This window comes from Paenibacillus pasadenensis (genome assembly GCF_023715725.1).
Lineage (GTDB): Bacteria > Bacillota > Bacilli > Paenibacillales > Paenibacillaceae > Paenibacillus_O > Paenibacillus_O pasadenensis_A.
Genome location: NZ_JAMBOT010000003.1, coordinates 391107 through 405356, shown reverse-complemented (window position 1 = coordinate 405356; position 14250 = coordinate 391107). Strand labels below are relative to the sequence as shown.

Below are 14250 nucleotides of genomic sequence, written 5' to 3'. Positions count from 1 at the left end.
GGGAGGCCAGCCGGGTCATGACTCATTCCACTACGCCTGCCGGCAGGCTGGCGGATGCCGTTATTACCGCCATCATGCTTTTTGTCATCGTCATCTGTCTGTATCCGCTTCTGTATGTGTTTAGCATGTCCATCAGTGATCCGCTTGCTGCTGCTGCGCAAGAGGTATGGCTGCTGCCGAAGGGTTTTTCCTTGAATGCCTACAATCTGGTATTTGAGAATCCCGATATATGGACGGCGTATTTCAATACTCTATGGTATACCGTCGCCGGCACCGCCTTTAACGTGCTGATGACCATTACGCTGGCTTATCCGCTGTCGCGCCGGAGCTTTTTTTTGCGGGGACCGATCACCTTTCTTGTTGTATTCACGATGCTGTTCAGCGGCGGTCTTATCCCGACATTCATTTTGGTCAATAACCTTGGACTGTACAATACGAGATGGGCGCTCATTATTCTCGGCGCGATTGGCGTCTGGTATGTCATCATTGCGCGTACCTACTTCAGCACGATTCCGGAAAGTCTGATCGAGTCGGCGAAGCTGGACGGAGCGAACGACATTCGCATCTTTTGGACGGTTATTCTGCCGCTGTCAAAGCCGATTATTGCGGTGCTGGTGCTCTTTTATGCGGTGGGACACTGGAACAGCTACTTCAGCGCCCTCATTTACTTGCCGAACAAGGATTTGCAGCCGCTGCAGCTCTATCTGGTAAAAGTGCTCGTTGAAAATACCGGCCTTGCCGATTCGGTTATGCCCAGCGAGGAGAAGAGCCTTGCCATCATGCAAATCAAGTATGCAATAATCATCGTAGCTACCCTTCCTATTCTGTTTGTTTATCCGTTTTTGCAAAAATATTTTGTTAAAGGTGTTATGATTGGAGCCATCAAAGGCTAGTCCCGAAAGGAGAGCAGGACATGTTCGTGGATTATCACACGCATCACGACAGATGCGGACATGCGCAAGGGTCCATGGAGGATATGATCAAGGCGGCAATCGAGCTCGGCATGAGCCAGATCGGCTTGTCCGACCATAGTCCGTTCTTCTGTGATGAGAACGACCATCCAAGCCCTGGCATGACGATGGCCAAGTCGGATTTTCCGAACTATGTGCAAGAGATGATTGGGTTAAGGGAGAAGTACAAAGACCGGATTGACGTGCGCCTCGGGGTGGAATCGGATTATTTGCCGGGCCTTATGGAGCAGTATGCGGCTATCTATGCGCAGTATCCTCTGGATTATATTATCGGCTCGGTGCATTATTTCAGAGGTTATCATGTGTTTGCCTCGGAGCGGTGGCGGCAGGAGGACGTCGATATTGACGGAACCTACGTGGACTATATCCGGCTGATTCAGGAGGCGGCGCGCTGCGGCAAGTTCGACATTCTCGGGCATATCGACGCCGTTAAGGGATTAAACGTCCCGTGCTCAATCTCGCTTGATGCGCTTTGGGACGAAACCGCACAGGTGATCGCCGATGCCGGAGTTGCCGTTGAAATCAACACATCCGGGCTGCGCAAAAAATGCGGCTCCTGGTTCCCGTCCGCCGACATTGTCGAGCGGCTGCACCGGCTCGGCGTGCCGTTTGCGTTTGGCTCCGATGCTCACGGGCCCGATCAGCTGCTGCATGACTGGAGCGGCGTTACCGGTTTTCTCAAGGAAATCGGCGTAAAAGAGATCGCGACCTTTAAGCGGCGCGAGCGGATTATGCTGTCACTATAATACGGATTTAATAGAGGCACCCGACGAGGGTGTCTTTTTTAATTCGTGAAAATAGGCTAGCTGCTAGACTATCAACTAGTGCGCCTACCGCATGCGAAGCATAGATATATAGAGCAGGAACAAACCAGTGTAAAGGATGGTTAGAACGATGCTATTCAAAAAGCTTCAAGGCGGCTCTACGATTGGCCAATCTTGGTCGAATACGGTCAAAGACGGGGATTTTGACCGAAATTGGTCTATTGCCTCAGGGCCGGCGGGTTTTATCATTTATACAGCAGCGAAAAACGGTTCCGTCGCTTTTATTGAGCTGATAAACGGACAAAAATACAAGCTGCAGTTCAAGAAAGGAAAACGAATTTGGCTCGGCACCGGCGGAGTCGCTATTTTTGATACCCCGGGCAAAGTATCGGCTCTGTAGCACAAAGGCGCTGGAACCCGAAAAGTAGGATTAAGAACAAAGGATGGGTGAAGATGCGGAATACAAAAAATGCCCGGACAATTAGCGCTTTAAGGGCGGATTCTTGGTCGTTTAATTATGACGGCGGAAATTTTGACGACAACTGGGTGGTTTCGTTTGGTCCTCCGGGTTACGTCCTAAGCACGGCTGGCAAAGACGGCGCCAACGTTTATACATGGACGCGGAGCGGAAAATACTACCGGATGGTATTCAAAAAAGGCGGAAGAATACTGATCGGCTCAAACAACATGGTGCTTTTGGGCAAACCGCACCGGATCATTCGTTTATTGTCACGCTAGAATCGATGGGGTGAATAGGAATGGGCAAAGGCTCAAGCCGGGGCCATAGGCAGGCTCAAACTTGGTCAACTGAGGTGGAGTGGGGGGATTTCGACAGCGGCTGGATTTCTCCTGGAGAATACTCAAGGTTTCTGCAATTTATCGCCACCCGCAATAACGCCTCCGCTGTAGTTAAGCTGAGCAACGGTCAAAGAAAAAAGGTGTTTTTTAACAAGGGAGGCACGGTGCTGCTAGGCGTGAAAGGCATTAGCGTGTACAGCAAGCCGCATCGGACGCTATCTCTTCGTTAATATGGAAAGACTATAACTAAATACTGAGAAAAGGTGGAACAAATGGCTAAAAAAACAGCGTCTGTCCGTCAAACATCCCCTTATCCGACTTTGGCTCAAACTTGGTCCAACCGGGTGGTGCGCGGGGAATTCGACAATAATTGGAAAACGGTAGCTGGCCCGGCTGGTTTTGTAAGCTATGTAGCTAAGCTCACCGGAGCTTCGGTTCATGTGGAACTGGGCAATGGGACAGAGAAAAGAATTTTCTTTAAAAAAGGCGGAGTCGTTACGGTAGGAACGGGCGGAGTCAGTCTGTACAGCAAGCCGCATATTACAAAAACTCTTGGCCAGGGCAACGTTCCGAACCTTTAAATCAAAACAAAAAGAACCGGTCCGACAAGGACCGGTTTGAGCTTTTAAAAGAGCCTGCTAATGCTCTCTATGAAGCCTGGAGGAGCTGCAATGGCGGCATGGCTTGGAGGATTTTCTTTGCAGCTTAAGGAGCACTCTTTTCAGATGAGCTGATACCTTCAGGAGCGCTCTCGCCTTGCGGGGAGATAAGAGACCTTCCCGAAGCAGATGGGCAATTTGCCGGTCCAGCTTGCAGAGCGCGAGCTCGGCGCTTTTGTAGCGGCAGCGCTTAATTTGGCGAATGAGCTTGTTCGCTGTGCTCAACAGCGGTTCGAGGCATGGATCGCATGCCAGCAGCTTTTTGAGCTCGGCAGCGAGCTTCAGCGCTTCAGGGCAAGGGACACAGCAGTTGCACGGCTTTATGATCTCGATGATTTTTATAATTTTTATAATTTTTCCATCTCGGCCCTGAGGGCCTTCCTCGCCTTCCTGCCCGCGCGGCCCGCGCGGGCCATTTGGTCCGTCAGGCCCGTTCGCGCCGCGCGGTCCGCGCGGTCCTGCCGCACCGCTGGCACCAGCGGCGCCTGTGGCTCCGTTCACGCCAGAGGGTCCTGATATGCCTGTTGTTCCAGTTACGCCCGTTGCGCCAGCAGCGCCAGCCGGTCCCGCTGCTCCAGCCGGTCCTGAAGGACCGGTAGCGCCCGTCGGTCCAACCGGCCCGATAGCGCCGGGAATTCCCGGAGGTCCGGCTGCGCCGGTTGTGCCGTCGGGTCCGGTTGGCCCCGTGGCGCCCGTTGGCCCCGTTGGTCCCGAAGGTCCGGTCGGACCGGTGTCGCCGGTGTCTCCCGTTGTCCCGGTCGGCCCATCCGGCCCGGTCGGTCCTGAAGGTCCGGTCGGCCCCGTTGGTCCTGTTGGTCCAAGCTGAATATCGTCCAGAATTTTAGCGACAAACGCATTGGGTAATCCGTTGGAATTCGCCTGATACGGATTAACGGTAGGAAAGTCCGCAGAGAAGGTTTGGCCTGCAATATAGGCGCTTCCAAAAGGATCGGCAGCGATTGACTGGCCTATATCACTTCCAGTAGTTCCCCCCAGGTAAGTGGAGTAAATAAACGATCCGGTCGGATTAAATTTAGTAATGAATACAAGAAATTCCGGAGGCACAATTGTGGATTGAATCGGATTAAACAACGGAAAGTTGGTTGACCCTGTTGTTCCGGTAACATACGCGTTTCCGAAAGGATCGGTCGAAATACTGTTTCCTAAATCGTTAGAGCTTCCGCCGAGATAGGTGGAGTAAATAAGGCTGCTGCCGTTGCCGTTAATTTTGGCGACAAAAACGTCCTCGCCGCCGCCAAGTGTCGGCTGAACGGCATTAAATACAGGAAAATTGATCGAACTGGTCGTACCGGTTATATAAGCGTTCTGGGCCAAATCAACGGCTATGCCGTTGCCGCTATCGATGTTGCTGCCCCCCAAGTAAGTGCTGTAAATAAGCGCGCTGCCGGCAGCATTAAACTTGGTGACAAAGGCATCAAAAATGCCCCCGAATACAGGGAAAAGGGCGTTCACAATCGGAATCCCCGCCGGGGCCGATCCGGTCAAGTATGCCTGCCCTACGTTATCTACAGCGACTCCGTGCGCCGTACAGCCGGTTGGCCCGCCGAAAAAGGTGGAATAAACAGCAGAGTTTCCGGCTGCGCTTAGCTGAGTCAAATAGGAGGAAGTTCCGGCAGGAATGGTTTCCTGAAAAGCCCCGGTGGTAGTTGGGAAATCCGCAGATAGCGTAAGTCCCGTAATAAAGGCGTTGCCTGCCGAGTTAACATCGATGCCCAAGCCTGAGTCCAGATTGCTTCCGCCGAGATAAGTGGAATACAAAAGCGCGCTGCCGGTTGAATTAAATTTGGTTACAAAGGCATTCTGATTAGCCGGGGCTGTGCCAATAAACGCATTAACCGTAGGGAAATCCGTCGAACTAGTAAAGCCGGTTACATAGGCGTTGCCTGAGAGGTCCACGGCAATGGAACGGCCCTCGTTGCTGCTTGTTCCACCCAAATAGGTGGAGTAAACAAGCGTGTTTCCGGCGGGGCTGAATTTGGTGACAAAAATGTCGGAGCCTCCGACTTTGCTGGTTTGAAAGGCCCCCGGCGTGGTAGGGAAATCCGTTGCCAGCGTAGTTCCGACCACATAGGCGCTTCCGCTTGAATCCACGGTTATGCCATAGGCAATAGTGCTCGCTGTGCCGCCCAGATAAGTGGAATAGGTCAGCGTCGGATCAATGACGAGAACGGCGGAAGAATCATAGGCTTCCTTCAGCTCAAACACGACATGGTTGCCGGGCAGGACGGTATATCCGCCCTCTATTTTCTTTTTCTCCCCATGAAGCTCCTGATAAATAAAGGGCAGCTTGAGCGTCATGGAGTGTTTGCCGGCTGTAACAAGAAGATGGCCCGCTGCATCGACCCGCACCTCGTCAGAGCCTTCAAATTGCAGCTGAATCAGCTGCGGATCAGCCTCTGGAGCTACGATGAAATCGAACTCCAGCTGCTGCTCATGTTCATAAAAGAGCATATCAATTCCGGGATATAAGCCGGTATATTTTACTTGGCCGAAAGTTGAAACGTTGGTATGCCATGCGGAAGGATCGGCGCCTTTAAAATAGTTCGTTTTCCCGGTTAGGGGGGCTAAACCTTCAATAGCCGGGTTCGGCTGAGCGCCTACAAAACTCATGCGAAGACTCCAGACATCGAGTTGCCTGCCGATTGTCTTTGTTGAAGGAGAAAGGTTATCCGCGCCGCTTTCCGTCAGATTGGCAAATAGCATGGCTACATGCGCAGGGGTGAAGTAGAAGGCGGAATTGGAGCCCCTAAGAAGGAAAGAGACTTGCGAATCCAACTGTCCTGCATTTTGCTCGAATACAGGATGAGTGCCGCTCAACTGCCGTATTCGGGCGGAGGGCTGCATGAATGGCTTGGTCATTGCTGTGCCTCCTAAAAATATAGACTTCTTACTATATATTCTCCGGGCCAAGGCTGGTAAGGGCATCTGTCAAGGAGGGAATAAATTAGGCTGGCCATCGCAAACAGCTTGAGACGGCCGGATGAAACGAGCGGTCAGGCCTGCAGCCGCATCAGCTCATTCAGCAGCCGATTCATCTGATTCAGGAAGCGTTTGGCTTTTTGGGCGGACACTTCGCCGTCCTGCGCGAGCTTTTTGAAGTAATCAATCAGCTTGCAAAGACTTATAATGGCATCTTTATATTCTCGATGCTTAATCAGCCGAGCCAGCTTGCGGACGGATGGAGCCAGGAAGCACAGATACGGATCGTCCGCCAGAGCGCATTCAAGCCTGCGCGCCAGTTGAAGCGCATCAAGCTTAGGGCGTTTACGGCACGGCTTAAAAATTTTGATCGTTTCCACGATTTCAATGATTTTGCCGTCGCGTCCAGGTGGCCCATCCGGTCCCTGAGGCCCTTGCGGCCCTCTTGGTCCAGGGGCTCCGGGCCGTCCCGCAGATCCGGCCGGACCTCGGGGTCCCGGTCGTCCCCGGGTACCGGCGGCTCCCGTCGCGCCTTGGGCCCCAGCCGCACCGGCAGCCCCGATGGCGCCAGCGGGCCCGGTTAAGCCTGCAACGCCGGCAGCGCCGACAGCGCCAGCCGGTCCGGGCAATCCGATTGCTCCTGCCAGACCCGTCGCCCCCGTTGCACCGGGGTTCCCTTGCGATCCTGTCTCGCCGGTAATACCGGCCGCACCTGTCGCCCCCGTCGCCCCGGTCGGCCCGGTGTCGCCCGTCGGTCCCTGGACCCCGTCCGGTCCGGGTTCGCCGGGAGTTCCCGGCGGTCCGGTGTCTCCTGTGGCGCCGGTTGGCCCCGTCGGGCCTGTCGGCCCGGTCGGCCCAGCTAGAGTTGTGTCCGCCAGCTGTGAGACAAATCCGCTCGCAGAGCCCTGCAGATCTGCTTGAAAAGGATTCACAACAGGGAAGTCGGCAGACGTTGTTGCTCCTGCCGCATAAGCGCTTCCCGAAGGGGAGGCTGCTATCGCTTGCGCTGCATCTCCCCCGCTGCCGCCAAGGAAAGTGGAATAGATCAGACCGCCTGCTGGATTAAATTTGATGATAACGGCGTCCGACTGCCCTGACAGAGTTGTCTGCAGCGGATTAGCGAGCGGGAAATCGGGCGAAGAGCTTCCGCCTGCGGCGTAGACGTTTCCGAAATTATCCGAAGCGATGCCAAAGCCGGTATCTGCCAGTGTCCCGCCAAGATAGGTAGAGAAAACGTAGCTGGTGCCAGCTGCATTAATTTTGGTGACAAATAGATCGGAGTCTCCGCCAAGCGCCGCCTGAACCGCATTAAACGTAGGGAAATTGGGGGACGATGTCTGTCCGATAACCGATACGTTGCCGGCGAGATCAACCGTTATGCCAAAGCCCAGGTCGTCATCGCTGCCGCCGAGATAGGTGGAGAAAATTAAATTTGCTCCTGCCGTATCGAACTTAGCAATAAAGGCGTCATCGTTACCGCCGCCATAGACGGGCTGTAAAGGATTTAGCAGCGGCAGACTGCCGGTCGTAAAGCCGGTAAGATGCGCCTGGCCTGAGGAATTCACCGCTACGCCGCTGCCTGAGGTCGCGGCGATTAGAGTACTTCCGCCAAAGTAGGTGGAGTAAACGAGTGTCATTCCATCAGGACTGAATTTGGTCAAAAATGCATTAGCAATGGCGATTGCCGTCTCCTGAAAGGCGCCTGTCGTGGTAGGGAAATCGGGCGAGGTGGTCAGTCCCGTTACATAAGCGCTGCCGGCCGTGTCAACTGCAATGCCAGATCCTTGATCCTGATTGGCCCCGCCCAAATAAGTGGAATAAATTAGAACTCCATTGGTGTCAAACTTGGCTGCAAACGCATTGGCGTTGCCGGGAGCTGTTCCCTGAAAGGCATTAAGCGTTGGAAAATCGGTGGATTGAGTAATTCCTGTGACATAAGCGCTGCCTGATAAATCCACGGCAATGGCGGTGGCTTTGTCGTCAGCGCTGCCGCCCAAATACGTGGAATAGACGAGCGAGCTGCCTGACGGATCGAATTTGGTGACAAAGGCGTCGTTGACTCCGGCGAATACAGCCTGAAAGGGAAGCTGGGTCGGAAAATCCGTGGTATTTGTATATCCTGCAACGTAGGCATTACCGCTTGCGTCAAGGCTAATTCCTAATACATCACTCGTTGCGTTGGCGTCTGCCGTTATGCTGCCGCCCAGATAGGTGGAATAGACGAGGACGGGATCGATAATAAGCGGGATCGAACGGTCATATTCCTCGGTAACATCGATTTCAATTCGTGTCCCGCTGCGCTGAACATAACCGCCGCTGATCTTTTTTCGCCCTTGCTCGTGATTCTGATAAATAAAAGGCGGTTCTAGACGCAAAGGCGATTCGTTCGTCAGGACAACAAGCCCGCCATCCTCTTCGACATTAATGGAGTCGGCTCCTTCGAACTCCAGCGCAATTTCCCGGTAATCCGCATTCTCGCCAACGATAAAATCAAATTCCAGATGCTCCCCGTTTTGATAGAACACCAGGTCGATGCCGCGATAAATGCCGGAATAGCTCACTTTGCCGAAGGTTGGTATGTTGGTGAGCCATTTGGAAGAATCATTTCCGCGATGATAATGAATTACTCCTTGCTGCGGGTCAGCGCCCTCCAGGACGGCGTCATTGCGGGCTCCGGCAACATGCATGCGTAAACCCCATGCCTCCCGTTTGTCCGGCGTCGAATGTGTAAACAGACTGTTATCCCGATTTTGCCCGGCGATACGTCTGCTGAACGTCATTGCCACGTAGGAGGGGGTAAAATAAAAGGCGGAGTCAGAGGTTTTGAGCAAATAAGCAACTTGGGGATTTGTCTGCCCGATATTCCGCTCGAACACTGGCCTTGTCGTGCGGATCAGCTGTAGTGAAGCGGAGGATTCCGAACTCGAACCGGTCATGATATTCACTCCTGTTCATCAAAATTTAGTCCCTGGGATGCTGCGTTCCCGCGCGCTTTATTTGCTCTGCTGCCTCATCAGTTCATTGAGCAGTCCGATTGCCGGGTTTAAAGTCCGTTTGGCTTTACGGGCGGAAATTTCGCCGTCCTTCACAAGTTGTTTCAAATAGTCGATCAGCCTGCAGAGGTCCATAATTGCGGATTTATAGTCCCGTTGTCTGACAAGCCGAACGAGCTTGCGGGCGGAGGGGACAAGGAAGCACAAGTGCGAATCGTCCGCCAGAGCGGATTCCAGCTTGCGGGCCAGCTTCAGCGCTTCAAGCTGCGTTCCGCAGCCGTGCTTGCGGCAAGGGCGGATAATTGTGATCGTCTCCACGACCTCAATGATTTTGCCGTCATGTCCGGGAGGTCCGTCGGGCCCTTGAGGGCCGCGGGAACCGGCGGGTCCTCTCCGACCGGCCGGTCCAACCGGTCCAATGGGTCCGCGAGACCCCGCCACGCCTGGCGGTCCGGCTGCTCCATCTGGTCCGGGCGCTCCAGCTGGACCAACTGCGCCCATCATTCCGTCGGGTCCTGTTAGCCCGGCCGCTCCAGCTGCGCCTATAGGGCCGGCAGGCCCGGGCGGTCCAGTATTACCCGTCGCTCCTGTAGGGCCCGCCGTAATACCAGCCGCCCCTTGAGGCCCGGTTATGCCGATGCCGGTCGCTCCTGTTACGCCGGTCGGCCCCGTTGGCCCTGTTGCTCCGGCGGGCCCTTCCGGCCCCAAAACGCCGGAGCCGGATGTTCCTGGCGGACCCGTCACCCCCGTTGGTCCCGTCGGACCTGGAGGTCCCGACGGTCCGGTCGGTCCGACCTGGACGACATCTTCGAATTTGGACACAAATGCGCTTTGTAAGCCCGGAGCGGGCTGCGTAATTTGAAACGGATTGACCAACGGGAAGCTGGTTGAGGAGGTCAGTCCTGTTACATACGCGCTCCCGAAGGCATCTAGCGTAATCGCCGTTCCTTGATTGTTGTTGTTTCCTCCTAAATAGGTGGAATAAATAAAAGCCGGGTTTGCATTAAGCTTAGCAACAAAGGCGGCTGCGCTCCCAAGCAGAGTGTCTTGAAACGGATTTGCCAGCGGAAAGTCGGTTGAGGCCGACCAGCCCGCCACATAGACGTTGCCCAAGCTGTCAGCTGAGATTCCGTTCCCCTGATCATTGCCGCTACCGCCTAAGTAAGTGGAATAGATCAGTGCTCCGGTTGGCCCCAGCTTGCTTACAAAAGCGTCGTTAAGACCGCCGTTAGCGGCCTGAATCGGATGGAGAACAGGAAAATTAAGGGAATTTGTATAACCGGTCACATAGGCGTTTCCGCTCATATCCGTCGCCACGCCAGTTCCGTAATCGGCCTGAGTGCCCCCGATATAAGTCGAATAGATCACGCTGGTCACGGAGCCGACCGTAGCAAACTTGACGATATAGGCGTCGCTTGTACCGCCGCCGAAGGCCGGCTGATGAGGATTTACGGTGGGGAAATTGGTATTCGTTGAGCCTGCCGCATAAAATTGCCCGTAACGGTCGACTGCGATTGCGGCTCCGTTGGTGAACACGGTCCCGCTTAGATAGGTAGAGTAAAGCAGGGCGTTCCCCGCTGCGTTAAGCTTTGTTACAAAGGCTGTATTAATTCCAAAAAAAGAGCTTTGAAACGGGTCTACCAGCGGATAATCGCTGGAAAGCGTTGTTCCCGTAATATAAGTAACGCCTGTTATGTCGACCGCGATGCCATTTCCGATATCAACATCGTTTCCGCCTAGATAGGTTGAAAATAATAGGCTGCCGCCGCTAGGATCAAGCTTGCTCACAAAGGCGTTCGTGGATGGGGATGGCGTCGTTTGAAAAGCGCCGGGAGTTGTAGGAAAGTCTATGGAATCCGTATATCCGGTTACATAAGCGTTGTTGAACGCATCAACCGCGATTGCGTTGCCGGAATCAAGGTCGCTGCCTCCAAGATAGGTGGAATATAGAAGCGCGCTTCCATCCGGAGAGAACTTGGTCACAATAACGTCGGAGCCGCCTGCCAGAGTCCCCTGAATCGGACCCAGAACGGGGTAGTTCGTTGAGAAGGTGAGTCCTGTTACATAAGAGCTTCCGGCGGCGTCTACCGCAATGCCAAGTCCGGTCGTTACGTCGCTGCCTCCGAGATAGGTCGAATAGGTCAGCACCGGATCAATAATAAGCGGAAGGGAGCCGTCATAGGTTGAGACGGGCTCGAATCCAATCCGGCATGAATCCTGAAGAACATATCCGCCCTCAATCTGAACCTGCTCTCCCTGCTCATTTAACTGGTAAATAAACGGTTTCCGCAGGCAGATGGAGTGCTCGTTTACTCCGGCATGAAAGTTGCCTTCCTCATCAATTCGGATAAAATCCGTTCCTTCGAGCTCCAAGGCAATTTGCCGCCAATCCGCCCCGGGAGCAACAATGAAGTCGAATTCCAGCTGACCTTCGTGCATGTAAAACAGCATGTCAATGCCGGGATAAAGGCCGGTATACTTTATTTTCTCAAACGTCCTTATGCCGGTATGCCATTCAGTTGCGTCCCGCCCGAGAAAATAGTTTTTGACTCCATCCAAAAGGCTGCAGCCTTCAATGAATGTTTCCGGACAAGCATGGATAAAGTTCAAGCGCAAGCCCCATGCTTCCCATTGCGTCCGCGCTAAAGCGGCCGCATCGTATGCCAGCTCGCTGGCCTGCAAAGGTTTGCCGAATATCAAATCGGCGTGCGAGGGGGTAAAGTAAAAGGTTGAATCCTGGCCTCTCAGCAGATAGGCAACTTGAGAATGCGATTGCCCCTCATTAATCTCAAATGCAGGAGGGTTGGCGCCGAGTGGCTTAATCCGCGCAGGCTCTTGCATGGACGATTTGCTCATGATTACGCCTCCTGACACAAAGGGTAGGTTTGATATTGTATCGATCCCGGTAAACGCGGGTACGGGCTTTTGCCATGCCAGGACATAATTAGGCCCTGTCACACCAATTCCGTCAGCTGAAATTCCTCGGTCATAGCGACATTATCAATCTGCTGGATGCACAGGACGCCGTTGGCGTTTCCGTTCAGCATTAAATTCATATCACTGTTGACGTTTTTGATTTTCAGAAAACTGACTCTGGAATAAAAAACGGCCCATTGCTGGCTTAAGCTTCCGTTAGCTGTGAAAATGACGGCATCTGCTCCGGCTGCAAGGGAGGAGCCTGTTATATCCATATATTTGCCGCTGGCGACATGCAAAATGTTAAAGTAAAACCCGTTCGGAATCAGCTTCCAGTGTTGAGATAAAACGGCGGGGTTGAATGTTTCCTGCTCAATGTTCGTATTGTCGCTAACTCCGTTCAAAACCGTTTGCAGCGCTTTGCCCGAACCGCGGTTAACGATGGCGTAGGTTTTGGCCGGATCAATCGGAGGGTTGGTTTTGCTTAAAAGCACAGCTCCGCCAGGCAAACCGGTTACATTGGTGGCGCTGGTCGACAGCACATCGGGGACGGAGCCGTGTGAACCCATATGCTGGGTGACATTTCCTGTTACTTCAATCGTGTCGGAGTTGTAGAGGAAAATGTCGGTGGATAGGTCAATGTTATACATTCCGCCGTTGGTGCCGTTGTCGTTGCAGTGCGAGTTCACAAACAGGTTGTTTCTGATCTGTACATCTCCGCAGTTGACGATCTGAACGTTCAGCCCTTCATTGCTGTCAAACGTATTATTTTCGATAACCATATGATTGAATGCTTTCTTCTCAACTACCGAATAGGAGGAAAAGGTTAGCGCGGCGGCCTGATCCGTTGTATAAGCCGAGATATAATAACCGGCACGGGAAATATAATTTCCGCTGATGTGCAGGTTTTGCGAGCAGCCGGCCTGGGAAGTGCCGTTCCCCTCGGGCGTAATAACAATGGGGCGTATAGAGCCTGTGATCCGATTGTTTTCAATGAGGCCGTTGATTCCTTTCAGCAGCAGCCTTCCTTTGCTGTACAGCGTATTGTTGCTGTAAACAAAGCCGGTCCCGCAATAGCGGGGGTTGAACACAAGATCGCCCGCGCCAAACGGAATCGCTGCCGTGAACTGAATGAGGTAGATTAAATCTTTATTTATATCAAAGGCAGTTCCGGGCGCGGCGTGATCAATGAGAAACTGGATAGCGGGATCAATGGGAAAGCTTCCATAGGCAACATGCGTTACGCTCACAATTATGGCCGGCTCGTCAAAAAATTCGCACAGAATATCTCCGGCTGGAAGGTGGGGCGGAGTAGAGGTGCGAGCGGCAATGTAGGCGGAGGTTTCTCCGGCATTAAGGACGGTCATAGAGGTCGGCGTCTGAATGCTGAAGGAATCGTCGCCGGCATTTTTAATCGTACAATTCCGGACGGTCGGCCCCTGCTCGATGTTATTGAATTGCATGGCGTCCCAAATGCTGGATAACAGCGGGGGATGAATTGCGCCAGCCGGCTTCCAGCCCGGCACAATACGGAAATGATCCAGCAGGCTGCCGCAAGGGCCGTCCTCGATATATCCAAAGCCGCTGGAGGTGTGCAGCGTAATATTGAGCCAGGTCGTATTGGTCGAGCTGTATACCTGGATGGAATGGGGGGTGATCTGTCCTCCCGCCAACGTCACAAGGTCGCCCACATCGATGCCCGGACTTATGCCCGAAACGATAACAGTATGGGGATCGGCCGGATCAAAGGCGGCGGATGTGCCGTTATTTGCTCCCGAATTTTCTTTTGGCTTTCTCGTATAGGGGCTGAATACGGCAACCCTGCTGTTGGCTTTTACCGGATATCCTTGATCAAGCTTGACGCTAATGGTGTTGGGAAACGTGACATAGTTGACATGCGTGACGACTCCCTGCGTAAAGGGCAAAGGGTCATAATTAATCGTCAGCCCCTGAAAGGTAAAGTTGGTGCAGTTGCCTACATTCATCACTCGAGTAACAACCGTCATAATAAAGATAACGTCATCGGCAATAATCGTTAGGCCGTGGGCGCCTATAATATTTAAAGTCGCGCTGATATAGTACGTACCGGGGTCAATGACGAGCACGGGCTGTCCCGAAGTAATAGCGTCATCAATCATGGATTGAATGGACATATTATTGCGCCTCCCCCTGGAATGAATCCCTTACGTATATCGTATCTTTCTAGATG

At 53.3% G+C, this 14250-nt stretch carries 10 protein-coding genes; 6 read left to right on the top strand and 4 right to left on the bottom strand.

Annotated features, from left to right (window positions below; translation table 11 throughout):
• The first annotated feature begins 17 nt into the window (after positions 1–17).
• From M3223_RS10885 to M3223_RS10860, 6 genes are all read left to right on the top strand, one after another.
• On the top strand, positions 18–893 hold the full coding sequence (locus M3223_RS10885) for a carbohydrate ABC transporter permease (protein ID WP_251561317.1): 876 nt from the start codon (positions 18–20) through the stop codon (positions 891–893).
• A 20-nt stretch (positions 894–913) separates the two neighbouring features.
• The gene (locus tag M3223_RS10880; protein ID WP_251561316.1) at positions 914–1717 is read left to right on the top strand and encodes a histidinol-phosphatase; all 804 of its coding nucleotides are present in this window, start codon (positions 914–916) and stop codon (positions 1715–1717) included.
• Between the two features lie 148 nt (positions 1718–1865).
• Positions 1866–2135 carry a hypothetical protein gene (locus M3223_RS10875; protein ID WP_251561315.1) on the top strand — a complete coding sequence of 90 codons (270 nt, stop codon included), beginning with the start codon at positions 1866–1868 and terminating at the stop codon, positions 2133–2135.
• Positions 2136–2188: 53 nt separating this feature from the next.
• Positions 2189–2473 (top strand): hypothetical protein, encoded by a 285-nt coding sequence (locus M3223_RS10870; RefSeq protein ID WP_251561314.1) that lies wholly within the window; start codon positions 2189–2191, stop codon positions 2471–2473.
• Between the two features lie 20 nt (positions 2474–2493).
• The gene (locus M3223_RS10865; protein WP_251561313.1) at positions 2494–2763 is read left to right on the top strand and encodes a hypothetical protein; all 270 of its coding nucleotides are present in this window, start codon (positions 2494–2496) and stop codon (positions 2761–2763) included.
• 42 nt (positions 2764–2805) lie between these two features.
• Positions 2806–3114, top strand: a complete 309-nt coding sequence (locus tag M3223_RS10860; protein ID WP_251561312.1) for a hypothetical protein — start codon at positions 2806–2808, stop codon at positions 3112–3114.
• Between the two features lie 57 nt (positions 3115–3171).
• Here M3223_RS10860 and M3223_RS24275 read toward each other — a convergent pair whose 3' ends face one another.
• From M3223_RS24275 to M3223_RS10830, 4 genes are all read right to left on the bottom strand, one after another.
• Positions 3172–6072 (bottom strand): SBBP repeat-containing protein, encoded by a 2901-nt coding sequence (locus M3223_RS24275; protein ID WP_285891221.1) that lies wholly within the window; start codon positions 6070–6072, stop codon positions 3172–3174.
• 134 nt (positions 6073–6206) lie between these two features.
• Positions 6207–9068, bottom strand: a complete 2862-nt coding sequence (locus M3223_RS10845; protein ID WP_251561311.1) for an SBBP repeat-containing protein — start codon at positions 9066–9068, stop codon at positions 6207–6209.
• 57 nt (positions 9069–9125) lie between these two features.
• On the bottom strand, positions 9126–11981 hold the full coding sequence (locus M3223_RS24270; protein ID WP_285891220.1) for an SBBP repeat-containing protein: 2856 nt from the start codon (positions 11979–11981) through the stop codon (positions 9126–9128).
• A gap of 98 nt (positions 11982–12079) precedes the next feature.
• Positions 12080–14194: an RICIN domain-containing protein gene (locus M3223_RS10830; protein WP_251561310.1), complete on the bottom strand. Its 2115-nt coding sequence runs from the start codon at positions 14192–14194 to the stop codon at positions 12080–12082.
• Positions 14195–14250: the final 56 nt, after the last annotated feature.

What these genes read in the sequence shown, in the direction of transcription:
- M3223_RS10885 (WP_251561317.1), top strand. Translation starts at nt 18, where the DNA reads ATGACTCATTCCACTACGCCTGCCGGCAGGCTGGCGGATGCCGTTATT.
- M3223_RS10880 (WP_251561316.1), top strand. Translation starts at nt 914, where the DNA reads ATGTTCGTGGATTATCACACGCATCACGACAGATGCGGACATGCGCAA.
- M3223_RS10875 (WP_251561315.1), top strand. Translation starts at nt 1,866, where the DNA reads ATGCTATTCAAAAAGCTTCAAGGCGGCTCTACGATTGGCCAATCTTGG.
- M3223_RS10870 (WP_251561314.1), top strand. Translation starts at nt 2,189, where the DNA reads ATGCGGAATACAAAAAATGCCCGGACAATTAGCGCTTTAAGGGCGGAT.
- M3223_RS10865 (WP_251561313.1), top strand. Translation starts at nt 2,494, where the DNA reads ATGGGCAAAGGCTCAAGCCGGGGCCATAGGCAGGCTCAAACTTGGTCA.
- M3223_RS10860 (WP_251561312.1), top strand. Translation starts at nt 2,806, where the DNA reads ATGGCTAAAAAAACAGCGTCTGTCCGTCAAACATCCCCTTATCCGACT.
- M3223_RS24275 (WP_285891221.1), bottom strand. Translation starts at nt 6,072, where the DNA reads ATGACCAAGCCATTCATGCAGCCCTCCGCCCGAATACGGCAGTTGAGC.
- M3223_RS10845 (WP_251561311.1), bottom strand. Translation starts at nt 9,068, where the DNA reads ATGACCGGTTCGAGTTCGGAATCCTCCGCTTCACTACAGCTGATCCGC.
- M3223_RS24270 (WP_285891220.1), bottom strand. Translation starts at nt 11,981, where the DNA reads ATGAGCAAATCGTCCATGCAAGAGCCTGCGCGGATTAAGCCACTCGGC.
- M3223_RS10830 (WP_251561310.1), bottom strand. Translation starts at nt 14,194, where the DNA reads ATGTCCATTCAATCCATGATTGATGACGCTATTACTTCGGGACAGCCC.